The organism is Mesorhizobium sp. CA7 (assembly GCF_020165015.1).
Classification (GTDB): domain Bacteria; phylum Pseudomonadota; class Alphaproteobacteria; order Rhizobiales; family Rhizobiaceae; genus Mesorhizobium.
Map to the genome: position 1 here is coordinate 25,714 of NZ_JAIUHH010000028.1, position 23,054 is coordinate 48,767.

At 61.4% G+C, this 23,054-nt stretch carries 25 protein-coding genes; 8 read left to right on the forward strand and 17 right to left on the reverse strand.

Annotation, left to right across the window (positions count from 1 at the left end; translation table 11 throughout):
* Positions 1 to 4 precede the first annotated feature (4 nt).
* Positions 5 to 802 carry a peroxiredoxin-like family protein gene (locus LB552_RS28705; protein WP_318012072.1) on the forward strand — a complete coding sequence of 266 codons (798 nt, stop codon included), beginning with the start codon at positions 5 to 7 and terminating at the stop codon, positions 800 to 802.
* Here LB552_RS28705 and LB552_RS28710 read toward each other — a convergent pair.
* The 3 genes from LB552_RS28710 to LB552_RS28720 all read right to left on the reverse strand — a co-directional run bounded on the left by LB552_RS28710 (position 786) and on the right by LB552_RS28720 (position 3,666).
* Positions 786 to 1,691 (reverse strand): LysR family transcriptional regulator, encoded by a 906-nt coding sequence (locus tag LB552_RS28710; RefSeq protein ID WP_140847209.1) that lies wholly within the window; start codon positions 1,689 to 1,691, stop codon positions 786 to 788. The genes LB552_RS28705 and LB552_RS28710 overlap by 17 nt on opposite strands.
* A gap of 265 nt (positions 1,692 to 1,956) precedes the next feature.
* Positions 1,957 to 2,703, reverse strand: a complete 747-nt coding sequence (locus LB552_RS28715; protein ID WP_224611477.1) for a GGDEF domain-containing protein — start codon at positions 2,701 to 2,703, stop codon at positions 1,957 to 1,959.
* Positions 2,704 to 2,961: 258 nt separating this feature from the next.
* A complete protein-coding gene (locus LB552_RS28720) occupies positions 2,962 to 3,666 on the reverse strand; it encodes a thermonuclease family protein (protein WP_224611478.1) in 705 nt (234 codons plus the stop codon).
* 208 nt (positions 3,667 to 3,874) lie between these two features.
* Between LB552_RS28720 and LB552_RS28725 the strand changes: the two genes are divergently transcribed.
* Positions 3,875 to 4,408, forward strand: a complete 534-nt coding sequence (locus LB552_RS28725; protein ID WP_224611480.1) for a hypothetical protein — start codon at positions 3,875 to 3,877, stop codon at positions 4,406 to 4,408.
* 28 nt (positions 4,409 to 4,436) lie between these two features.
* On the opposite strand, the gene LB552_RS28730 is transcribed toward LB552_RS28725, so the two are convergent.
* The 10 genes from LB552_RS28730 to LB552_RS28775 form a co-directional block, all read right to left on the reverse strand.
* Positions 4,437 to 4,994 carry a hypothetical protein gene (locus LB552_RS28730; protein ID WP_224611486.1) on the reverse strand — a complete coding sequence of 186 codons (558 nt, stop codon included), beginning with the start codon at positions 4,992 to 4,994 and terminating at the stop codon, positions 4,437 to 4,439.
* Positions 4,991 to 5,560: a L,D-transpeptidase gene (locus tag LB552_RS28735; protein ID WP_224611489.1), complete on the reverse strand. Its 570-nt coding sequence runs from the start codon at positions 5,558 to 5,560 to the stop codon at positions 4,991 to 4,993. The genes LB552_RS28730 and LB552_RS28735 overlap by 4 nt, the downstream gene beginning before the upstream one ends.
* Positions 5,547 to 6,710, reverse strand: coding sequence for a CpaE family protein (locus LB552_RS28740; protein ID WP_224611491.1), 1,164 nt, complete (start codon positions 6,708 to 6,710; stop codon positions 5,547 to 5,549). Before LB552_RS28740 ends, LB552_RS28735 begins: the two co-directional genes overlap by 14 nt.
* Positions 6,707 to 7,351 (reverse strand): TadE/TadG family type IV pilus assembly protein, encoded by a 645-nt coding sequence (locus tag LB552_RS28745; protein WP_224611493.1) that lies wholly within the window; start codon positions 7,349 to 7,351, stop codon positions 6,707 to 6,709. The genes LB552_RS28740 and LB552_RS28745 overlap by 4 nt, the downstream gene beginning before the upstream one ends.
* Before the next feature lie 2 nt (positions 7,352 to 7,353).
* Positions 7,354 to 7,878 carry a TadE/TadG family type IV pilus assembly protein gene (locus LB552_RS28750; RefSeq protein WP_224611495.1) on the reverse strand — a complete coding sequence of 175 codons (525 nt, stop codon included), beginning with the start codon at positions 7,876 to 7,878 and terminating at the stop codon, positions 7,354 to 7,356.
* Between the two features lie 4 nt (positions 7,879 to 7,882).
* On the reverse strand, positions 7,883 to 9,337 hold the full coding sequence (locus tag LB552_RS28755; RefSeq protein WP_224611497.1) for a TadE/TadG family type IV pilus assembly protein: 1,455 nt from the start codon (positions 9,335 to 9,337) through the stop codon (positions 7,883 to 7,885).
* A gap of 67 nt (positions 9,338 to 9,404) precedes the next feature.
* Positions 9,405 to 9,698 (reverse strand): hypothetical protein, encoded by a 294-nt coding sequence (locus tag LB552_RS28760; protein ID WP_224611499.1) that lies wholly within the window; start codon positions 9,696 to 9,698, stop codon positions 9,405 to 9,407.
* Positions 9,685 to 11,130 carry a type II and III secretion system protein family protein gene (locus LB552_RS28765; RefSeq protein WP_224611501.1) on the reverse strand — a complete coding sequence of 482 codons (1,446 nt, stop codon included), beginning with the start codon at positions 11,128 to 11,130 and terminating at the stop codon, positions 9,685 to 9,687. Before LB552_RS28765 ends, LB552_RS28760 begins: the two co-directional genes overlap by 14 nt.
* Before the next feature lie 53 nt (positions 11,131 to 11,183).
* The gene (gene cpaB, locus LB552_RS28770; RefSeq protein WP_224611502.1) at positions 11,184 to 12,203 is read right to left on the reverse strand and encodes a Flp pilus assembly protein CpaB; all 1,020 of its coding nucleotides are present in this window, start codon (positions 12,201 to 12,203) and stop codon (positions 11,184 to 11,186) included.
* A 109-nt stretch (positions 12,204 to 12,312) separates the two neighbouring features.
* Positions 12,313 to 12,516 carry a Flp family type IVb pilin gene (locus LB552_RS28775; RefSeq protein ID WP_224611504.1) on the reverse strand — a complete coding sequence of 68 codons (204 nt, stop codon included), beginning with the start codon at positions 12,514 to 12,516 and terminating at the stop codon, positions 12,313 to 12,315.
* 535 nt (positions 12,517 to 13,051) lie between these two features.
* Here LB552_RS28775 and LB552_RS28780 point away from each other — a divergent pair.
* From LB552_RS28780 to LB552_RS28805, 6 genes are all read left to right on the forward strand, one after another.
* A complete protein-coding gene (locus tag LB552_RS28780) occupies positions 13,052 to 14,395 on the forward strand; it encodes a CpaF family protein (protein WP_411966415.1) in 1,344 nt (447 codons plus the stop codon).
* Positions 14,395 to 15,366: a type II secretion system F family protein gene (locus tag LB552_RS28785; protein WP_224611507.1), complete on the forward strand. Its 972-nt coding sequence runs from the start codon at positions 14,395 to 14,397 to the stop codon at positions 15,364 to 15,366. The genes LB552_RS28780 and LB552_RS28785 overlap by 1 nt, the downstream gene beginning before the upstream one ends.
* A gap of 135 nt (positions 15,367 to 15,501) precedes the next feature.
* Entirely contained in the window at positions 15,502 to 16,332 is an 831-nt protein-coding gene (locus tag LB552_RS28790) for a type II secretion system F family protein (RefSeq protein ID WP_224611508.1), read from the forward strand.
* 53 nt (positions 16,333 to 16,385) lie between these two features.
* The gene (locus tag LB552_RS28795) at positions 16,386 to 16,931 is read left to right on the forward strand and encodes a tetratricopeptide repeat protein (protein ID WP_224611509.1); all 546 of its coding nucleotides are present in this window, start codon (positions 16,386 to 16,388) and stop codon (positions 16,929 to 16,931) included.
* Positions 16,928 to 17,473, forward strand: a complete 546-nt coding sequence (locus LB552_RS28800; protein ID WP_224611515.1) for a prepilin peptidase — start codon at positions 16,928 to 16,930, stop codon at positions 17,471 to 17,473. Before LB552_RS28795 ends, LB552_RS28800 begins: the two co-directional genes overlap by 4 nt.
* 301 nt (positions 17,474 to 17,774) lie before the next feature.
* Complete coding sequence (locus tag LB552_RS28805; protein ID WP_224611517.1) at positions 17,775 to 18,446, forward strand: methyltransferase family protein; 672 nt, start codon at positions 17,775 to 17,777, stop codon at positions 18,444 to 18,446.
* A gap of 13 nt (positions 18,447 to 18,459) precedes the next feature.
* Here the strand turns inward: LB552_RS28805 and LB552_RS28810 are convergent, their stop codons facing one another.
* The 4 genes from LB552_RS28810 to LB552_RS28825 form a co-directional block, all read right to left on the reverse strand.
* Entirely contained in the window at positions 18,460 to 19,707 is a 1,248-nt protein-coding gene (locus tag LB552_RS28810; protein WP_224611518.1) for an ABC transporter substrate-binding protein, read from the reverse strand.
* A 231-nt stretch (positions 19,708 to 19,938) separates the two neighbouring features.
* The gene (locus LB552_RS28815) at positions 19,939 to 20,622 is read right to left on the reverse strand and encodes a lytic transglycosylase domain-containing protein (protein WP_224611519.1); all 684 of its coding nucleotides are present in this window, start codon (positions 20,620 to 20,622) and stop codon (positions 19,939 to 19,941) included.
* A gap of 182 nt (positions 20,623 to 20,804) precedes the next feature.
* Complete coding sequence (locus LB552_RS28820) at positions 20,805 to 21,173, reverse strand: hypothetical protein (RefSeq protein WP_224523887.1); 369 nt, start codon at positions 21,171 to 21,173, stop codon at positions 20,805 to 20,807.
* A gap of 72 nt (positions 21,174 to 21,245) precedes the next feature.
* A partial coding sequence (locus LB552_RS28825; protein ID WP_224611520.1) for a type I secretion C-terminal target domain-containing protein occupies positions 21,246 to 23,054 on the reverse strand: 1,809 nt, incomplete at its 5' end.

Consider the following 23,054-nt stretch of genomic DNA (forward strand, 5'->3'; position numbering starts at 1 on the left):
GTCGATGCCGGTGGGGCATCAAATCCATGCAGGAAAAACATGGCAACTGCCGAGGGGTTACGGTGATAGGCTGTGTGCGATGTATGAAAGTGCAGACATGGCCGCCGACGACCAGGCAATGACATTCGAGCAGTCCCTCCAGGCAGCCATCGAGCTTGATGCGCCTCTCAATGAACGGCTGGCGGTGGTTGCCGCGGCGGTCCGCCGCCTAAACTCGGAGTTCGCGGACGCTGTAGATCGGCTGGTGGAACGCCTGGAGAAACAGGGTGCCGGAGCGGCGGCGCCAAAGCCCGGCGATGTCATGCCGCCATTCCTGCTGCCTGACGACGAAGGCAGGCTGGTTGGCTTGGCCGACATCCTGCTCCAAGGGCCCGCTGTGATCACCTTCCAGCGCGGGCATTGGTGCCCTTACTGCCGTTTGAACGCGATCGGCATCGTCGAAGCGCAGCAGGAGATCGCGGCATTGGCCGGGCAAATCGTGGCGATCATGCCCGAGCGAGGCAAATTCGCCAGGGCGATGAAGGCCGCGGTTGGCGCAAGCTTCCCCTTCCTGACCGATATGGACAATGGCTACGCCCTGTCTCTTAACCTGGCAATATGGATCGGAACCGAAATGGAGCGGTTGATGGGCGTTGCCTATGACCTCCCAAGCTATCAGCGCAACTACAGCTGGTTCCTGCCGATCCCGGCCACATTCGTCGTCGGAACCGACGGGATCATCACCGACCGCTTCGTCGATCCGGACTACCGCCGTCGCATGGACATCGACGACCTGATCGCGGCGCTCAGGCGGGCTCGCTGACGCCAAAGGATGACCAGTCGGCCGCTCTCAAGAGATTGAGCAGCGTCGTCGCGACAGGTGCGCGCTGCCTGCCGGCGACCGCATAAACCGAAACGATCCGCGAGACGTCCAGATCGCGAAGCTTGAGCCGGCGGATGTTCGAGGATCGCGGTGCGGTAAGCGAGACAAAGCCAACTCCGGCATTGGCCTCAAGCAGCGCAAGGAGATCCTGGTCGGTCTCGACTTCATGCGCGGTCCGGGGAGTATACCCTTTAGCGGAAAGACAACGCGCTAGTTCCTCGCTCGTCTCCCAATCGATCCGGCTGAGCACAGGTTCGGCGGCGAGCTGAGCCAGGGCGACATCAGCCTCATTTCGCCGGGCGAGCGGGTGATCTGAATTTACCGCGAGTTCGATCCCTTCCTGGAACAGAGGCCACACGTCCAGGCGGTCCCAAGCCTGTCCAAGGGGGCCGGCAATCGCCAACTCTACTTCACCGCCCTTTAGCGCCTCGATCACGGCCGCCGGCGAGCCACGGTGGATTTTGAGATGCACACCGGGATAGGCCCGAAAGAGCTCGGTGAACGGCGAAACCAGCAGCGCAATGTTGATGCTGTTCGAAATGGTCACATTGAGCGGCGCAACATCGCTGCTTTGCACAGCCTTGGCCAATGACTTGGCGGAAGTGGCCGCGTCATAGCATTGTTGCAGCAAGGGCAACATCCGCCGTCCAAGTTCCGTCAGGTGCGAGTGCTGACGCTCTCGCCGGAGCAGCTCGCCACCGAGTTCTTCTTCAAGCGTCTTGATCGCGCGCGTAAGCGCCGGCTGAGTGACGTTGCATTCCTCGGCCGCTCTGGTGAAGTTCAACGTGTTGGACAGGGCCAAGAAATAGCGGACCTGCTGCATCTCCATGAATTTTCGCCCCCTTCAGCGAAATTCGATTTCTTCAGGAACAGCTAATTCGCGGCCATGCTAGCGGAAATCCAAGCAAGGTCGAGGGGTGATTTGCTGGGGTTTGCCTGCAAGACAACTGTCCAGCAGGGTCACCTTGTCGGTCGTCAAAATGCTAGAAAACATAGTGTAAGGTATTGTTTTTATTGAATTAGCGGAAGTTCAATCCTCTCGCAGCACCAGCTTTCGAAACATCTTGGTGGGCGTGTCGGGCGATCACGCCGGCTCAGTTGGTGACATGCGACAGCCGCAGGCCGGCTTCGTCCGGGATCTCGGCCATGCCTTCCTCCGCGAAGCGGAACATGTCCTCGAAATCCAGCTCCCGCTCGAAAATGACGCCGCCGACTTTGATCGCAAGCACGTCCTTGTCGCCTTTGGGCGCGAAGTAGATCTCGCCGACCGTGCCGCGAATGCGCTCGCCGATGTCCTTGGCGTCCTCTTCGCTCGCGCCCGGCAGGAAGACGCCGAACATCGAGGTTCCGATCCGGCCGATCAGATCGTCCTTGCGCACCGCGGATCGGATGGCCGATGCGATCAGCCGCAAGGCCTCGTCGCCCCATTCGAGACCGAAGCGCAGGTTGATCGATGCCAGATGTTCCGGATGGATGACCAGAAAGGCGCCGGAGCGCGGTCCGGCTGGTTTCGCCGCCCTCCTGTCGACCATCGAGGTGAACACCTTGCCGTTCAGGCAGCCGGTCAGTTGGTCGTAGGTGCCGGATCTGGTGAGTTCCTGCCGGTAGCGGCGGATCTCCACCTGTTGCCAGCCGAGCAGGGCAAACAACGGCAGACCGATGACGATCGGCACGATGATTGCCGTAATTGCCCCGCGGCCGAATGGCGTCAGGCTGTCGCTGAAAAGCAGCAGGTAGTTCAACCCGAGCGAAAGCGCGACGCAGGCGGCGGTGCCAAGCGCGGCCAGCAAGATGAGGTGCTTCCACGTTTGAACCGGCGCGGTCGGTGTTTTCGCAGTCAAGGGCCAATCTCCTGTTCGACGCATGGCATACAGGAGGTCCGTTACGATTTCGGTGTCAGGGAAACGTACAATTTGATGCAAGTCGGCATGTTCTCCATGGCAAGCGCCGGATCCGGCACACCGGCGGCCGCGGTCGGTGGCTGACGACCTGCCAGGTCGTCGGCCCAGTCCAGGTTTTAGAAGTGCTGAACCGCCCTGACCATTCTGCTTTCACGCAAGTGCGCGAGGGGAGCGGCCACCGGCTTTCCCGCGGTAGCACTATTGCGGTGGGCCGAAAATGCCCATCCGGGCGGTCCTCGCCACCACCTCCGCCTTGCCGTAAATGCCGGCGGGAGCGGCCATCGCCCAGCCGTTCGAAACCAGCCAGGCGCCGACATCCTGCGTGCCGAGCGCGCAGGGCGCGGCGATGGCAAAACGGTCGACGTCCGGCGGCAGGAAGCATTTCAGCGCCCGCCCGCGCAGCCAGGCGTTGAAGGCGGCCCGCGCCCGCTGGCCGCAGGGCCAGGCGGTGTCGTCGAACATGCAGGTCCTGTCGGGGCTTATGTCGACCGTCCCGCTGATGGCGACGGTGCGTCCCATGGCTTCGACGACCGCCGAGGAGGTCGCGACGGGACGGAAAAGCAGCGTCTCGCGCCAATCCTGCGGCATCGGCATCTGCGGCCGCGGCGCAAGTCCGAGCTCGCCAAGCGGAGGACGCGGTTCGATGCGCTCGATCCCGGATGGGTCGAGCGGCGGCGGCGCAATGAGGTCCTCGGCGATCTTGCGCGCCGGCCGGCCTGGCCGCGCGTCATGGATCGGGCCATGGAAGGCCGGCTTCAGGTCGCCGGGGTCCTGAGCCGGTGCGATCGAAGTGGGCGGCAGCAGGCGGCCACCCTCGACGATCAGCACCATGCCTGCGAGCAGGCCGAGACCGCCGAGCGCTGACGCCAGCAGCGGGCGGCCGGACGCGCTCACCTGGTTCACGCGTGGACCCTCGCGGGATCGTGCCGATAGCCAGCGGTGCGGCCCGAGCGCGACCCGTTAGCTCCTGTCGACATGGCGCCACCCCCGACCGCTGAATCGGACCATACATTAGATGTGAGCGACATTCCTTGAAAAGCAAGGCGTTGCGTTAAGTCTCGCGCAACCAATGCGGCCTAGAATCGGCCATCGGATGTCGAGGGATGACATGATGCGCAAGCCGATACTGCTTTTTGCCTTTCCGGCCTTGGTGCTCATTCTGCTGGCGGCCGAGCGAGCGGCGGCGCTGCTTCTCGGCTTCTATCCGGCGAGCCCCGCTGCGTGGCACGCCTGGCTCGAGCTGCGGCCATTCTCGACCATGTTCTGGCAGCAGGTGCACGTCTATCTCGGCGGATCGATGGCGCTCGATGCGGCCACTATCGTCCTGGCGGCAGGCGCCTGCTGGATGATTTGCCAGGCAAAAAGGTCCGCCGGCTTCTTCCTCGCCAATCACGCCGCGCTGATCTTCGCAGGCAAGATGATGGCGCTGAGCAGCCAGGCCGAGACGGCAAGCACGATCGCCGCCTTCACCGTACCGAACGGCTGGCGCTTTTCGCTTATGCTCGACTTCAGCTTGCAGAACTGCCTGGTGCTGTGCCTCGGTCTCGCGGCATGCGCCTACTGCCATGTCGCCTTCTTGCGCGAGGCAAAGCTGCGTGCCGAAGCCCGCGCTGTCCGCATGCTTGCGCTGCAGCGCGATCTGTAACCTGCCGGTCTAGGCGAAGACCGCCTGCTCAGTTGATCTTCTTGTAATAGACCTTGCCGTCGGGCTGCTGGATGCGCTGGTAGGACGGGTTGGGCCCCGGAGGCGCGACCTTGCGCTTGAACGCGGGCTGTCCGTCTCCGGCGCCAGCGTCTCCGTCGGCCGCGGACGCATCCGCCACCGTGGTGTTGTCGAGCAGGGCAGGCTCGGCCGCGCCGGGCGCCGGCTCGCTGGCGGCGACCGGCTGGCCTTGCTCAAGCTTGGCGATATTGCCGTTGATCCGGCCGAAATTCGCCTGCAACTGATGGTCCAGCGTCTCGAACCGGCTCTGGAAACCGTTATTGACGGTGTCGATGCGTGCGCCGATCCGCTGCTCGAACTGACCGAGCCGTTCCAGCCGCGCCTCCATCGTCTTGAGGTCGTTGACGCCGCGATAGAGATAGGCCGCGGCCGTCACGTTGACGACGGTGACGAGCAACGCACCCACCGCCACGACGCCGATCAGCCTGGCCCGGCTGGGCTTTCCCGGAGCGGCTTCCCTGTGACCGAGTTCGATTGCCGGAACGTCCGGCTCGCTGATCATCGTCATTCAACCACCACCTTTGCGCCCACCGCGACGCGTTTGAAGAGATCGATCACATCGGTGTTCGTCAGCCGGAAGCATCCGGACGTGCCGTCGAATCCGACGCCCTTGGGATCGTTGGTGCCATGGATGCGATAGAGCGTGTCGCGCCCGTCGCGCGACAGATAAAGCGCCCTGGCGCCGAGCGGATTGTAGGGACCGGCCGGCACCATCGCCGGCAGTTCCGGCCGGCGCGCGCGCATTTCCCTGGGCGGGCGCCATTCCGGCCATTCGGTCTTGGAGGCAATTTTGACCGTCCCGGTCCAGCCGAAGCCGTCGCGGCCGACGCTGATCTGGTAGCGCAGCGCATGCCCCGCTGCGGTCACCAGATAGAGCGCCTTCTCGTTTTTGCGGATGACGATCGTGCCGGGCTGCTCGCCGGTCTCGAAGGCGACCGCCTTGCGCAGGCTGGGGCCCATGGCCGGCAGCGGCGGCAGTCCTGAGCCGGCCGTCGCCACGTCGCAGGCCGACGCCAGCGCGATGCCGATCAGGCCGGCCGCGGCAAGGGCAATGCGAAGGCTAGCGCTGGGCATTGTCCAGCCGCTCCTTGAACATGCGTTTCAAGTCCTTGTTGAAGCGCGCGCGTCCGTCCACCTCGGAAGGCAGGATGGCGCGGTTCAGCGCGTCGGCCAGGAGCGCGTTGTCCAGCGCCAGCGACTTGATGTGCGGCGCCTTGAAGATCTTCTCCAGCTCGCTGCGCGAGAAGTGGTTGCCGAACCATTTGCGTTTATGCTTGTTGGCGACTAGCGTGATGCTGACCTTGTTGCCGCGCAATTCGCGGATCTTCTTGTAGAGCCGCTTGCCTTGCCTGAGCGAAGCGACGTTGAGCTCGAAGACGATGAAGATCTCGTCGCTCGTGCGCAGCACCGAATCGTGCCACGGCGTCTCGATGTTGGGCAGGTCGATGACGATGTCGTCGAAGCGATAGGCGACGAGATCGAGCAGCCGGAAGACGAAGTCGGAGCCGCGCGGCTCGAACGGCAGCTGCGGCCGCTCGAAGGAATAGAGCGTCAGGCCGGAGGGCCGCGACAATTTGATGACGTCCATCAGCTCGACGTCGAGCCGGTCCGGCTGGCCGATGATGCCGGAGAGATCGAACTGGTTGAACTGGTTGAGATAGGCGCCGCAATTGGCGCTCTGGAAGTCGAGATCGACGAGGCACGTCGAGGCCGCCCGCTCGGCCGACTTCGAGGCCAGATACTCGGCCGCCGAGATCGCCAGTGTGGTGGCGCCGGCGCCGCCGCTGGCGGCAATGAAGGTGACGATGCGGCTCTTGGTGCCCTGGCTGCCGGTGTCGTGGAAGGTGACGGCGTTGAGCAGCTCCTTGGCGTCGAGCGGCTTGTGCAGCCAGTCGGACGCGTTCATTCGCACCAGAACGCGCGTCTGCTCGGAGGTGAGCTCGTCCGAGATCGCGATCAGCGGCACCGACGCCCAGGCCGCGCGCGCCTCGACGATCCCCGGATTGCCGAGCAGCTCGCCATTGGCGAGATCGAGGATGATGATGCCGGGCCGGCTGTCGACAGGCGGCCCTTTGAGGAACTCCGCCGCATCAGAGACCTTCACGTCATAGATCGCCAGCGCGTCGAGCCGCGTTGTGACATCGCGCTTGAAATTCGCATCGCCGGAAAACAGCGCCACCTGCTTGCGTTTTGTGGGGAGGACTCTGGTGTCGATGGCGTTCATGGCCATGTGCTCTTCATGTCTTCGCCCGTAGCCGTGCTCAGCATCGAGGGCATGGTGATGTTGTTGAAGCCGAGCAGTCCGCCCAGGAAGAAGAATTGAAAGGTGACATTCTGCAGGCTGACACTGATGGTCGGCACGGATCCGCCGGCGCGAGTGTAATAGCCGAGACCGGTCGCCGTGTATTTGACGACGACGTTGGCTGGTTGCAGCCTTGGAAAGAAATGACACATGCCTGGCCGCTGCCCTGCGGCCAGCGCTGGGCAGGTTCCAGTGCCGCTGGCATCGCCGCGGAAGATGCGATTGAAGTTCGCCAGGGTAAACGTGCCCGCCACACATCCCGCGCCGGTGCATGTGCAGGTGCTGGTCGCGCCATTGCAGGTATAGTTGTAGTTACCAACAGGGATCGGGTCACCGGGTGAGGTCGCGAGTCCGGCGGTGGTGATCTCAGGCGCCACCGGGGCTGAAATAGAAGCCAAGCGAGCGCCTGCTTCAACGGCCTTTGTGGCGGCGTTCCATTGGTACAATGCATAGCCGAAGTCAACGAAACCAAGAGTAAGCGTGAACAGCAATGTCATGACGATGGTGAACTCCACCATTGCCGCGCCGGCTTCGTCTTTTCTGAACGTAACGAGGCTCTGCATTTTCAGGACCCGATGTAACGTTCTTGATGGGCAGCGGAAAGGGTGATCGGTCCTAACCCGAGATAGTTCAGCAAAGAAACACCGGTATAGCTGAAAGAAGTAGAGAGCTGCACCACCCTAACGTTCGAAGTCGAACTGCTGTAGTTCTGCAACCCGTTGGTGTCTGTTGTCACAGGAATGACAAGATAGTTGAGATTGACGGTAACCGTTGACGGCAACCAACCCGAAACCCTGCCGGAGACATTGCAGTTGCCGCCGCAATCATAGGTTCCCGTGGCGGCGATGTTGCGTGCGTATGTAGCACAGTTCACCGACGGATTGAGCGTCTGATTGCAGCGCGCCGCGAAGCGAGCCCCATCGTTGAGTCCGGCTTCAATCAGCAATTTCTTGTGGAGAAGATTGCCAAATTCGAACACGCCGGCCGAAAGGCTGATCATGAGCGGCGTGATCAGCGTCATCTCGACGAGAGCTGTGCCCTTCTCCTCAAGGCCGAACCTGCGCAGAACTAGGCCCAAGGCGGCAAGCATCGCATCACCTATAAAGCTGTACTTCGGTCCGCACCACCGAAGACAGGGTGCCGCGGCCAAGCGTGCCGTTGATGTCCACGATCTCCGCCATGACGGCGCCGCTGTCGATCGGCTGGGTCAAGAATAGGCTCGCAAAGCCCATCGCCGGCACGGCGCCGCTTTGTCCGTTGAGCTGATTGAGAACGGCTTGCGAGCTGCAATCCACGATTGCTGCCTGGAACAGACGCCGGCTGGCGCTGCCCGTTGTCGAGGCACAGGACGGCGTGCCCGTCTCTCCGCCTTTTGATGCGGTGCCTACAAGATTATGAGAAGGATCATTTTCGTATTTGTAGAGATCGTAGCGTGATGGCGGGTTGGTGTTGCTGTAGGCGTTGTTGTTGGCGTCCTTGAAGCCAGCAAGGCCGGCAGCCAGATTGTTGGCGCTGACATAGCCGTTATAATCCCACAACCCGTTGCCGATCTGCCCGTTGAACTGCAGGTCGGGAGTCAGTCCGCGGAACTTTGTAGTATCGGTCTGCAAGGTGCTGTTGCAGCCGCCCGTCGTTTTGTAGCCTTTTCGCACATTGGGCGCGGGCGGCCACCGGCTGTCGTTTTTCGATGGGAAGCTGTTAGCGCCGTTCGGAAACAGGTCGAAGCGGGTGTTGAACGCATTGGTAACCTTGGTCGTCAAGTTGCCGGTCTGCGTATAGATGAGCCTAGTGTTCACGCATTCAGGCACTTGACCGATGGCAACATCGTTTGCCAGGTCGCTTTCGCCGTAGCCGTGGCCGTCGCTTGGCCGCAGAAAACCGAAATTACCCGGGCCCCATGAGGAGCCGCCCACAACAAGCTTGAGGCTCTTCTTCAAAAGGCTTGCCGAGTTCGCGATCTGGTTTAGATCCTGACCGGGGAAAGGATTGCAGATGAACACCGGCACCATCGAGCACACCGTGGTGCCGGCGTTTCCAGCTACCGCAGTCGATCCGATGCTCATGCCGTTGCTGGCATTGCTTCCGGTCAGGAACGATGCTGGAAAAATGGTCGCAAACCCGACTGGCTTGACGGTGACCTGGACAAAGCGCGCTGCAGCCGGATCGGTTGTTACGCTCGCATCGAGAATAGGATCGCTGTCATTGGCTGGTATGCCGCTCAGGTAGCGCCACGTAATGCTGCTGGTGTCAGTGTTTGTAGCAGTCAATGTCTGCTGAGTGTTTTGGGTGGAGAAGCGATAAGTATTCTGAACGAGATTGAGAATGGCGCGGTTAGCGCGAGTTAGCGCATCCACTCGCCCATCGAGTTCCGCAGCTCCAGCCAGCGCGAACGCATCGGCGCCCTTCTGCAGATCGTTGTGCAAGCTGTTGGCCCGACTCATGTCGATGACCAGGAGCGCAAAGCCGATAAGCACTGGCAGCATGATAGTGACGAGGATCATCGCTATGCCGCGCTGATCGTCCCGGAATTCACGAATGGTCCTCAACATGATCTACTCTCTGTTCCATTCGTGCCAGGCGTCCTCGCGCGCCCGGCGCCGCATCCTTCTGCTCAATTCACTGCGTCGTGCCAGTCGGGCCGACATTGACCGTCATGTTTGTCGCCGGCGCGGTCGTGCTTGGCGGCAGCTTGTATTTCTGCACGACAGCGACGGACCGCGCGCCGTCGCCTTCGATCTTGGTATTGTTGGAAGCCGGGTTATACGGATCGACCGTCTGCAGCAGCTGATTGGCCTTCTGCGAGTCGCCGGCAGCCAGCGTCATCGTGTCGTAATTGTTCAGATAGTCGGCCGCGCAGCCCGCAAGCAGGCCGGTGGCGAGAAGGACGAGCAGGAGCTTATTTCTTGACATAGACCAGCTTGTCCTTCGATTTCACATCCAGCATGTGGCCATAGGGCCCGGTGACGCCTTCGCCATGCTCGTACATGCGGATCATGTCCTTGTTGACTTCGAGCTGGCCGAGCAGCATGAGCTCCGGATCGTTGGCCGGTCTCGTCTTGTCGAAAGGCGTCGCCAGTTGCTCGCCAGGCCTCACCGGCCGCACGAGATGCGGGGTGACGATGACGACCAGCTCGGTCTCTTCCTTCTGCGTGCTCGAATTGTGAAACAGCGCGCCGATGATCGGCACCTGGCCGAGCCACGGCACCTGGTCCTGCAGCCTGGTGTTCTTGCTGGAAAGCAGGCCCCCGACCGCGAAGCTCTGGCCGTCGCGCAAATCGACCACTGTTGCCAACTTCCGGTTGGTGAAAATAGGGTCGCCCGCAGGCGTAAAGCCGGTGAGGTCGCTGACCTCCGGCGCGAGCTTGATGTGGATCTTGCCATCGTCGAGAACGACCGGCGTGAAGTTCAGGTTGACACCGAATTGCTTGAACTGGATTTCGATTTCGCCCTGGCTGTTGACGCTGCGGATCGGCACTTCGCCGCCGGCGTTGAAGCTAGCTGTCTCGCCGGAAACCGTGGTGAGGTTTGGTTCGGCCAGCAGGCGCACAACGCCTTTCGACTCCAACGCTTCAATGATGAGATCGACCTTGACGTTGCTGTCGATCACGCGGGTAATCAATGCTCCAAATGGGCTCGCTGTGGACAGCAGCCCGCTGACAAGGTCGCCAGACCCAAGCACGACTTTGTCCTTATCAACTGCCGCAACGCCCGTGCCCGTTAGCGTCGTGCCGCGGCTGTTCGTGCTCCTGATGGACACCCCGAGATCGCGGCCTGCATTCCGCTTGGCCTCCAGGATGCGCACCGAAAGATTGACCTGTTCGCTGTCGTCAATGGTGACGGCATTGATGATGGAGTCTGGCCCGTATTGCTGGGTGACTTCTACAATGGATGCCAACATTGCGGCATCCTTGACATGGCCCGAAAGTCTGACCTTGCCGTTGATGGAACCGATCTCGATCCGAGCCTTGGGTGCCACCTGGCGAATGGCTACCGCCATGTCGCTGACATCCTGGCCGACCTCGATCTGGATGGCGCCCAGCGAGCGCTTGTCCTCGGAAAACAGATTGACGGTGGTGGTGCCGACGCTCTTGCCGATGATGTAGAGCGTCTTGTCGGTCATTGGCTGCGCGTCGGCGATCTTCTCGTCGCCGACCACGATGTCGCCCAAAGTGGCGTTCACCTGGATCGTGGCGGATTGGGAAACGGGGACGAACACGCGATGCAGCGACGGGCTCGACACGTCGATGAAGCGGTCAGCCGCCGCAGCCGGATGGCCGGAGATCGCCGATACGCCCAACACGGATAGCGCGGCCGCCGCCATCCTTACCCAAAACCCCTTCATTCCCCGTCTCCCCACTCGCTGCTCCAGGGCAGCCTCCGCCGCGCCGACCCTCGTCAGTCTTGTCGCGGCACTTCGTATGATTCCAGCTTGACGCCCCGGAACACTCCGACCGTTGCCAGCTTGGGCGGCTCCGGTTGAACGTATTTGACGACTTCCTTCACCGGTTGCGGCGCCGTGGCGACTGCCGGAGCGGGCTTTGCCTTGCTCAACTGATCGAGTTGACTGCCGACACGTTCCACCGCCTTGGCGAGGCCGTCAATCCTTTGGTCGGCCTGTTTGCGCGCCGCTTCCTCCGCAGCCTGCCTATCCAGCTCGGCCTGGCGCTTGGCGACATCCTCAGGCGTGTCGGCGGTTAGATCCGCCAGCGTGACCCTCTCATTCGCCTCACCCTTGCTGCCTGCAGCCTGGCGCAAAGCCAATGACAATTGGCCGGCGCCCGCCGCGAGTGTCAGCTTCTGCGCGTCCTTGGTGCTGACTTCGACCGTGACGGCTTTCACGACCTGCGGGGCATCCTTGCTCTCGTCGGCGACCTGATCGACGGCAAGCACCTTCACGCTCTGCAGCAGCACGTCGACGAAGCTTCTGTCGGCGCCGTCGTCGCCTCGAACGTTCCGTGTCAACAAAACGTCGACCCTGTCGCCAGGAAAGACAAATCCTGCGACGCCGAGCACGTCGTTCACGCGGATGGAAACTGCTTTCATGCCCTCGGCGAGCACTGCCGACAGCGTGGCCCGCTGGCCCGGCCCGGTGATCTTGGCGGCGAGAATAGGTTCATTGGCGCTGATCGATTGCAGCGCCTGGCGCGATCCGTTGCCGGCCATCGCTTCCTTGATTGTCTTGAATGCGCCTGCTGGCACGGCTCCCGCCGGCCATGCAATTTCGCGCAAGTTGTCGGTGCTCAGCGCGTCGCCGAATTTCAGCGGCATGGCTGCAACGACAACGGTGCTTGCTTGCACGCCGTTCGACTGCGCCATTGCGTTGCGCTGACCGGCCAGCCAGATGTTGATCAGCACGACCGCCAGGACGCCGAATATACCGGCGAGCACGATCATAATGAGTGTATTGGCGCGCATTTACCCAAGCCCCAGCCCAACTACGGTTTGTACCAGGCCCAGGTAATTTGGGCCTGGTACAAATCTTCAAGCCGGAGAGGCCCGGACACAACGCTCTCCAGCAGTTTGTTCAACCCGCCGCCGTGCAGCCAGCGCCTGTCCTACCCAAGGCGGTGCAGAGGGTTTGCCAAGCGTCGGTCACATAGGCACCTACGCCAACGATCAACGTGATCGCTGCTGCCGTGATGATACCGATCAGAATCGAATATTCGACCATAGCAGCGCCGTTTTCTTCGTCGCGGAACTGCCGGGCCATCGTCATGAGCTTCTTCATGCCAATTTCTCCCTTTGGAGGTTTGAACCCGACGAGACAGAGCCAAGGATGAACCCCATACCCAAGCATCCCCCGTCACGTTCAATCCTAGGTCGCGCGAAAAAGCAGTGTCAAACGGATTAACAGTCCCTTAACCTTTCAATACTCGTTCAAACGCTTTTTGAATTTTCACAACAGCTTGATTCGCCTCGTTTTTCAAGTGATCTTAACCATTCGTTCACAATTCCGCCGCAGCCATACCTCTCGGTTGCCACATTAGAAATAATGCATATCTCAGTATATCTAGCGGCTTATCGACCAATGTCGCATGGATATTGACAAAGGTCGTAGGACTTTAGTCGGTGCACGGAACGCAGGGGAAAATAAAACGATTTCCCCATTCCTCATCTCTTAACTATGTCGCAAGTAATATACGCTCTGTGGCTTGCAGGCCGCTTGTGCCTCTCGTGGTTAACGCTTAGTTTCCATTTGGGGAAAAGATAAGGGGGTAAGCGGCATGTTGGGTCGCTTCATCAAAGGGCCGAACGAACAGAAGATGCCACTGGCGCCAGTCGTCATCGCGTCGAATGGGGCGGCTACCGCTCCCGCGGTCGAAGCCGAGCCACAGGGCGATGATTTTCTGACTCTTAAAGTCGAGCTGCATCGTCATCTCATCGACCGCTTTAACCTGACGGCGCTGGAAAGCGCGTCGAAGGACGAGATCCTCAATGAGATTCGGCCGATCGTGCGCGAGTTCGTGCGCGGCCGGAACGTACCGTTGAACGCCCGCGAGCTCGATCAGCTGACCAGCGACACCGCCGACGAGATGCTGGGGCTCGGTCCGATCGAGCCCCTGCTCAAGGACGACTCGATTACCGACATCATGATCAACACCCATGAGCGTGTCTTCATCGAGCGTCGCGGCATGATCGAGGAAACCGCTATCCGGTTCCGCGACGAGGTGCATCTGCTGAGGATCATCAACAAGATCGTCTCGGCCATTGGTCGCCGCGTGGATGAATCCGCGCCGATGGCGGATGCGCGCCTGGCGGACGGCTCGCGCGTCAACATCGCCGTGCGGCCGGTTTCGATCGACGGCCCGCTGGTCTCGATACGCAAATTCTCGAAGAACCCTTATTCATTGGAACGCCTGATGGCGTTCAATTCGATCCGCCAGCCGATGATCGACATGCTCAGGATCGCGGTGCAGGCGCGCAAGTCGATCCTGGTTTCCGGCGGCACCGGCAGCGGCAAGACGACGCTGCTCAACGCGCTGTCGAGCTACATCCCGGCCAGGGAGCGCCTAGTCACCATCGAGGACGCGGCTGAGCTACAACTGCAGCAGCCGCATGTCGGCCGGCTGGAAACGCGTCCTCCCAATGTCGAGGGCAAGGGTGAGATCCGCCAGCGCGAGCTGGTCAAGAACGCGCTGCGCATGCGCCCCGACCGCATCATCGTCGGCGAAGTGCGCGGCGAGGAAGCCTTCGACATGTTGCAGGCCATGAACACCGGCCACGAAGGCTCGATGACAACCATCCACGCCAACACGCCGCGCGACGCCATTTCGCGCCTGGAGCAGATGGTCGGCATGGCCGGTCTGCCTATGACGCATGATTCGATCCGTGCCCAGATCGCCTCGGCCATCGACATTATTGTCCAGACCCAGCGCCTTGCCGATGGCGGCCGGCGTGTCGTCTCCATCGCGGAGATCACCGGCATGGAAGGCAATGTCGTGCAGCTGCAGGAAATCTATCATTTCGTCAGGCGCGATGTTGTCGCCGATGGGACGATCATCGGCGATTTCCGCGCCACCGGCGTGCGCCCGCGCTTTGCCCCTGAGGCCGCCACGCTCGGCCTTCATTTTGCCAAGGATGCGTTCAATCCCCAGGTTGCCTTGTGATGCTGACCGGACAGGCACTGCTCTATTTCATCTACGCGGTCGCGGCGGCCTCCGTCATTCTTGTCGGCGAAGCCTTCTATCTTTCGCTTGCCGGTCGGCGCTCGCGCCGGGTCGCGGTCAATCACCGGCTTCGCCGCCTCTCCGATGACGCGCCGGCGGAACGTACCCTGCAACGTTTGCTGCGCGAGCGCGGCCTGACCGATTCAGGAGATTTCATCTCCGGTTTTGTCTGGTTGAACCGGCTATACACTCAGTCGGGTATCACCGGAAACCCGATGACCTTTGCGGCGTCTTTCCTTCTTGCCGGTTTGGCACTGGCGTTGCTTCTTTGGTTCCTGATCAATCTTTCGGCACTGGAGGCGCTCCTCGTCTTCCTGGTAGTGGGCTTTTTGTTGCCGCTTCTCATCCTGCGTCGCGCCTGCAAAAAGCGAATCCTGAAATTCGCCAGGCAATTGCCCGATGCGCTCGACATGATCGTCCGTTCGCTTCGCGCCGGCCACCCGGCCTCCGTCGCGATCGGCCTCGTCGCCCGCGAAATGCCTGATCCGCTCGGCACGGAATTCGGCATCGTCTCTGACGAGATCACCTTCGGGCTGAGTATGGAGCAAGCGGTGCGGAAACTGTCGGAGCGGGTCGGCTTCGAGGGACTTCATCTGCTGTCTGTCTCGCTCTCGATCCAGGCCAAGACGGGCGGCAACCTCACAGAGATCCTTGCGAACCTCTCGTCTGTACTGCGCGAACGGCAGAAGTTGAGATTAAAAATCAGGGCGCTTTCGGCCGAAGGCCGCGCATCCGCGTGGATTATCTCGCTGTTTCCTGTCGTGATGTTCCTGATACTGCAACTTATTGCGCCGTCATACTACGGGCAGATTTGGGGGAATCCAGTCGTATTTCCGGTTTTTCTGACTTTTGGACTATGGGCCATTTTAGGTGACTTTATCATGTATCGCATGGTCACTTTCGACTTCTAGGAGCGAGCCATCAGCCTGCTATCGAACACCGACTACCTGACCTTTCTGCTCTCCCTCGCCGTCTTCGCGGCGGCGGTGGCGTTATTCCTGTTCGCCGCGTTGGTGTTCATGCCCGCGATGCAAACGCGCAGGCTGGTGACAGGAAGTCTCGTCGGCGACGGGCCCGTGGATCGGCGCTCGATCCTGGGACAAGACCATCTTGCCAAGGTCGCCGCCCAAAAGCCGGTCGATGCCTATTTCAAGTCGATCGAGAAGGAACGCAAGGAGCCGAACGCTCTGGAGGCAAAGCTCTTTCGTGCCGGCTTTTATCACGCGAGCGCGCCTCTCATCTACACACTTTGCCGGCTGGGCGCCGTCGCCATAGGCTTTCTGCTTATGTACGCCCTCCTGTCGAAGGTATTGCCGCCGAAATTGCCAGGCTTCTTCGCTTTCGGGGGGGCGAGCCTGATCGGCCTCGGCTGCATCGTTATCCCAGCCATCATGCTCGATCGTTTCGAAAACGCCCAGAAGCAGGTCTATCGTCGCGCCTTTCCCGATTTCATGGACATGATGATCACCTGCGCCGATGCTGGCATGAGCCTGGAGGCGGCGGTCGAACGAGTCAGCCAGGAAATGGCCGGAACGCACAAATGGCTCGGCATCCAGCTCTCGATCATGAATCTGCAGTTGCGAGCGGGCAAGCCACTGCGCGAGACCTTGCGCGAACTCTCCGATCGCATCGGTCTCGACGAAGCAAAGGCATTGGCTGTGCTGTTCCGCCAATCGGAAGAGCTGGGCACCAGTCTCACTGACGCCCTGCGCGTCTACAGCGCCGAGATGCGCGGTCAGCGCATATTGCAGGCCGAAGAGCGCGCCAACGCCTTGCCCGTTAAGATGATGATACCGCTTGGCCTCTGCATTTTCCCGGTGGTGATGATGGTCGTCATGTTGCCGGTGATCATCCGCATGAAGGGCATTTTCTTCTAGTCGGTCATATGTTTCTCTTCTAAAATAGAGTCGGGGACTCGTGGGAACACACAATGATAAAGCGCCTCGCAGTCGCGACCAGCCTGCTGCTGATCTTCCTGGCCGGTTGCCAGACCCACGATTCCACCGGCGGCGTCGTGCGCACCAATGAGCCCGCCAAAGGCGACTACACCGCCTTCGGCGACACCTTCGACGGGCTGAAGACGATCAGCGACGTCGACTACTACGCGTCGGACCAGGCGATCACCGAGGCCAAGACCCAGTTCCGTTCCGAAAATTACGGCAATGCCGGCGCCTTGTTCTATAAGGCAACCCGGCTCGCGCCGAATGACGGCGTCGCCTGGCTTGGTCTCGCCGCGTCCTGCGATCGCATCCGCCGTTTCGATCTTGCCGACATGGCCTATGGCCGGGCCTACCGGCTGCTTGGCGCAACGCCGGAATATTACAACAATCTCGGCTATTCCTATCTGCTGCGCGGCAAGCTGCAGGACGCGCGCAGCAACTTTCTCAAAGCCTATGAACTGGCGCCCAATGATCCGACAGTGGCCAACAATCTGAAGCTGCTGTCATCCAGCGTGCGGAACATTGAGCGGTCATGAGTCTTTTGCTCGCCGCGTCGCTTGTGTTCAAGGCGTTGGCAATCCTGCTTTTGGCAAGAATTGCCTGGACTGATTTCACCACGCAGAAGATTACTAACCGCGCCGTGCTGCTGTTGCTCTGTCTCGGGCTCGGGGCGCTGCAGTTCCAGTCCTTGCAAACCCACTCGTGGCTGGAAATGGGCATCAGCGCTTTTGGCGGCGTCGCGCTGTTTCTTGCACTCTTTCCGTTCTGGCTCTTGCACAAGGTCGGCGCCGGCGACGTGAAGCTGATGAGCGTCACGCCGTTTCTGATTGGCGGCAGCAATCTCGCTGTCTTTTCTGTGTTGCTGCTGGTTTTCGCTGTCGCTACGGCTGCCGTGGTCAAGAATCCCTTTTTGCTGCCGGCCGGGATGTTTCGCCATTATGTCCAGCACATGGGCCGCAAAGGCATCGTGCCGTTTGGTGTGCCGATCTCCGGGGCCGCCATCTGCGCGATAGGGTTGCAGATGTATCACGCGCTAGTGGTGGCAACCAGTTCCGGAATATTGGAGCAGCTTAACTGAATCGCGCTTGGCGACTTTGCTGTATGAAGCGGAGGCCATCCGGCCGCATTCATAGGCAACATCGCCCAAATTGCAAACGTAGCGCTGTGCGGATTAAGCGCGATCAGCGTGAGTACCGAAATGGTCGCCGAGATCGGAGCCAGGATTCGAAGCAGGGAAAGACCGTTCGGCATTCCTCGAGGATAGGCTGACAAGGTTAATTAGAGGTGCATGCGGAAAAGCCATTAACTCTCTGGAAACCATTTCCTTGTCCCGACGATGAAGTGCTGCTTGAATGGCCTCTTGGGGAGGGGCGACAGGAATGTTAAATGAGGACTTCTTTGGGCGTATCGCCGTCATTGTCGTCATGACGTTCTTGGCGACGTCCAGCGCGATTCCGCTGTTCCTTTATTTCCGCCACGACACTTCGGCAATCACTCTGGCAGTGGTTACTCAACTCGCATCGACAGTGTTTCTGTTGCTGCAACTGATCATGACGATCAGCCGGCTTCCGGCGCAGGCAACTGCGCGAGGAATCGAACCGAGGGTTACTTCGGTGGCCGGAACGTTCCTGATACTGCTGGCAATGGTTCTGACACGTCCTGTGGAAAGTGGAGCTGCGCAAGTAACCGCTCTTTGCTTAATTTTCATTGGCACGTCGAGTTCAATTTTCTGTCTTAATTGGCTCGGGCGGTCCTTTTCTCTCATGGCTACGGCTCGCCGCCTGGTTACCACCGGCCCATATTCCGTTGTCCGCCATCCGCTTTACATCTGCGAGGCTGTTTTCGTGATCGGGATGATCGTTTCGCATTTTTCGGAGCTAATGGTTGCCTTGGGCATACTGCAGTTCTCGTTGCAGTACCGCCGCGCTAGAAACGAAGAAGCGATCCTGCGGCAGACCTTTCCCGAATATGATGACTATGCCCGGCGGGTGCCAATGCTGTTGCCGCGGCTATTTTCTGCTCCCCATGCGGTATCTTCTCGAGATAACTGACCCACGACGCCACCTAAAACCCCGACGTCGATTTCTCCACCAGCTTCAATCGCCCCTTGTCCACCTTGAAGAACGGCATCGACCTTTGGCTCGAGCCGTCGGCGCGGAAGCGGAACAGGCCGGTCGAGCCGCGGAAGCCGCTGGTGTTTTCCAGCACCTGCTTGCTGAAGCCGTCGGGGCCGGCGGAGCTGGCGATGCCCGCGCTCAGCGCCACCACGTCGTAGGCATAGGCCACGTTGACGTCCGGCTGGTAGTTGTAGGTCGCCTTGAAGCGGTCGGCGATCGGGCCGGTCTCGCTCTGGTCGAGCGTTGCGATATAGGCGCCCTCGTAGAGCGGATCCATCGGGCGCTCGAGCCAGCGGTCGGTGCCGATCAGCGTCACCGCCTTGCCTGGAATGCCTTTGGCCTTCAGCGCCGCGAGCACGGCGACAGGGCTGCCGTCGCCGCAGGCGACGACCACGGCATCGGGCGCCTCGACCAGCGAGCCCATGTCGGACACTACCTTGGCGCCGCCGTCGCTCGCCGAATAGGGCAGGGTCACCGCAAGCGTGGCGCCGTAGATGCTGAGCGCGTTGGCCACCCGGGATTCAATAGGACTTGAGTCCGCGCCCGAACGCACCAGCAGCACGAATTTCCTGGCGCCCTTGGCGGCGACCGCCGCCGCGCCCGCCGCGGCGCTATCGGCTTCGCCGAGCCGCACGGAATAGACGCCGGGGCCGCCGGCGAAATTGTCGGCCAGCGCCAGCACCGGCGGCCGCTTGGAGCCGGAGAGCTTGGCAAGGTGCTGAGCGGCCGCAAGCTCGGACGGCCCGATGACCGCCTTCGCCGTGCCCGAGGTGATCGCCTTCACCGCGAGGTCCTTGGCGTAGCCGCTGTCGCCGCGCGTGTCCTCGATCGTCAGCGTCAGAAGCTTGTCGCCGAGGTCGGCCATTGCGAGGCGCGCGCCGTCATACATTTTCCGGCCGGTCTCGCCGGTGCTTCCGGGCGCCGAAAGCGGCAGCAGCATGGCGACCTTGGTCGGCCCCGTGCCGAGCGTCAGCTGGGCCTTGGCGGCGGCGGCCGAGGCCGGACCGGCCGAGGTCGAGCTGGCCAAGGCCGCACTGCCCAAGGCCTGGCCGCTTGCCTGCTGGGCGGGCACCGCGGGCGCGCCCGCCTGGCCGGCGGGTGCCGTGATCGCCGACGGATCGAGCACGTCCGACGCGCCGCTCTTGGACTGGCATGCGCACAGCGTCGCGACGAGCCCGAGAGCGAGAGCCCCCAATGCATGTCGCCCAAAAGTGGTCCCGGTTTTGGGGAGACGACATGCATCTGACAAAGACCTGAAGCGCGCCGCAACGATTCGTTTCGGCGCGGCGCGCTTCAGGTCCGGATCGTGCCGCTCACATTTCATCTGATGCTTCCATCCCATCTGCCGCCAGTATTCGCCCCGGTCTGCCTTCACTTCTCTTAACGTTTGCCTGCCCGGCCGTCCCGCAATTCTTGCATCATGGCTTCAGCCCTCGAACAGCCGCGCTCTCAGCGCCTGTATCGTCCTCGCCTGCGCCGGGCTGCGATAGTCGGCGCATTTCATGTAGTGCGGCCCCGGCACGAACGATCGTCGCACGCAGATGCGTTTCTCCTGGCCGGCGTCGGAGAATCCAATTGTCGAGACGTCGGAGAATCCGATCGTTGCCACCGGCAGCGGCCCGGCCGCGTCGAGCCCCTCCCGCGCCAGGATCGCGCGTGCGCGCCGGCAGTAGTCGACCGAGCGGACCGAGAAGCGGGTCTCGCCGTGCCCGGCCCGGTATTTCATCACGGTGGTGCAAAGATCGCCCGCGGCGAGCCTGTTTGCCTGCGCCAGATATCTGACGCCGAGCGCGATGTTGGTGGCCGGCTCGCCAAGCTCGTCGAGCGAGCCGCGAAAACCGAGCATCCGCGCGGTTGCCGGCATGACCTGCATCAGCCCGACCTCGCCGTCGGCGCCGCGCACGCCGGGATCGAAGCCGCTTTCGATCTCCATCACCGAATGCGCCAGCACCGGCTCGAGGCCGTAGAGCGACGCCTGGCAGGTGGCGAATGCCTTGAACGTCGCGCGCGTCCGCTCGGGCGCCGCGTCGCAGCGCGCGGGCTGCGTCCGCTGCGTCTGCGGTCGTTCCAGCCAGTTGGCGTGGACAGGTGTTTGCCCCAGGCCGAGCAAGGCGACCGCCAGGGCAACTCCAAGAACACTGCGCAGCGGTTTTCCGCTCGCACTTGCGTCAAGACAAAGAGATGGACCGTTTCGCCGTTTCGGTGAAACGGCGGACCGGTCCAGCGCGATCGCCTTCGCCGGTTCTCCGTCGGCCACCATCGCAGCCAGCCGGCGTCCGCTTGCCCGTCAGCTCAATGCATGTACTCGACCATGCGGTCGTGGAAGCACTCGCATTTGTTGAGCGTGTCTTCGTCCTTGTAGTTCGTCTTGAGATAGCCATAGGCCATGCCGCAGGCGACCTTGGCTTCCGAGGCCCAGACGAAGGCGGGACGCGACGAGTTGATCCATTCCGGGCTGTTGGCGACGGCGACCGATTCGTCCATCAGCTTCACCACATGGTCCTTGAGCTCGACCATGTTGTCGGTCAGCACCAAGTCCGAGGTGCCGACGGTGCGGCAATAATTCACCGCCGGCTCGCCGATGATATCGGCGGCGAACCCCGTCGACCCGGCCACCAGCAGCGCCGCGGCCGAAGCCAGCAATCTTACGGAATGTTTCATGTAAGCCCCTCTCCGAATTGCGAATTCATGCTTTGCTGATGTTTAGCATGGAAGCGTGGTAGCGCATAAGTGCTAAATGGTGGCCGTGTGCTGTGCGTGGTTCGTGTCGTCGTAAAGGATGTTGATCGTTCCGGCGGCAGGTCCGTTCGTCAGCTGGGCCACATCTACGAAGTTGGTGCCGCCGGCCGTGCCGTTGGTGTCGACACTCAGCGTCTTTGTGCCAGCGTCATAATGCACGTAGTCGGCGATGTTGCCTCCCGGTGCTGTCTCGAACAGCGACGACAAGTCGATCTTGTCGCCTTCGGCGCCACTGTAATCGGTGATGAGATCCTTGATGTCGAGGTGGTCGAGCCTGAACGTATCGGCGCCGGTGCCGCCTGTCAGCGTGTCCTGGCCAGCGCCGCCGACGAGGAGGTCGTTGCCGGATCCGCCATTGAGCGTATCGTTGCCGGCGCCGCCGACGAGCGTGTCATTGCCGCCCGCTCCACTCAAATTGTCGACTCCGGCTCCACCATACAGCATGTTCCCGACATCGTTGCCGGTGATGGTGTCATCGAAAGCAGACCCGATGATATCGGGCGCCGCCGCCGTCGACGTGTAGATATGCGAAGCGCCGGCGGCGTCCGCCGAGTGATCCGCAATCGGGTTCCCGCTCAGCGTCACGCCGATCAGACTTGTCGCCAGGTCACCGTCCGCGTCCACGATCTGGATCGGCAGATTGAAGTTGACGGGGTTGGTGCTCTGAACGGCTGCGCCGAACCCGGTGATGGCGAAGTCGTCGCCGCTCGTGTTCAACAATTCCAGACTGTTGTAGCCGTCGGCCGTGAACGTTGAGACGGAAACATGGTCGTCCATTATACCTGTTATCTGAGCGGCATAATGAACTGCGGCGGTGGGATCCACATCGACGAAGTGAACCGTGTAGGTTCTGTCCGTCAGCCCACCCGGACTGCCAACCGTGTATGTCGTTGCGTTGGTGCCGATGGTCGCGAAATCGACGATCTGCGTCTGCCCGTCATACGCGATCGCGACCGACGTGACCGAATCGAGCGCACCATCCCCAACGACCTTGTTGTTGTCGGTACCCGTCGTGGCGTTGTCGTCCTTCGCCGTGATTTGAAGAACGGTGTTGGTGTTTCCGTCGCCAAAGGTGAAGGTGGCGCCGTTGGCGGTATAGTGGTTATCGAACACGTGGTCGCGGTTGGCGAGGACGCCATATCCGCCGGCTCCCATCGTGTTGCCGGTCAAATCCTGGACAAAGTCCACCCGGATGCCTTCGCCCGCACCGATGTTCTGCCCGCCGGCGCCGCCGCCGACGCCGAAGGAGTTCGCGTTCCCGTTGATGGTCGTGCCGGTGCCGAAAGGCGTGAAAAGCACGTCCTGCGAATTATCGTCGACCGGGGCACCGGAGTTCTTCTGACCATTGGGCACGAAGCCGGCCCAGGCGCCGTTACCGCCGTCGAAATCATACGTCCCGTTAGAGAACGTCACTTGCGTCAGGCTGTCGACCGTTCCATTCATGTCAACGGAATAGCTGGCACTCTGGGGGTCGAGGGTGACGGTGAACACCGCCAGGCCGTTAGCATTTCCGTACAGGGTATGACCGTCCGCAGATACATCGTAGATGATGTGGGCGCCGCCCGAAGTCAGGCCGCTGTCCGCGCCATCGAGAGACGCCGCGAAAATCGCCGTGCCGGCACCATCCGCTCCGTAGTTGTTGGACAGCGAGTGGTCTACATCCAGAGCAAACGTAACCGGAGCGCCCGCGCTATTCGACAGCACCGCGTAGTCCGGCGAGACTGCTGTCGGGCCGTCATCGAGGAAGGTGACCGCGCCGCCGATGTCGATGGCGCCGGTCGAGGCGCTGTCGCCGTCGGCATC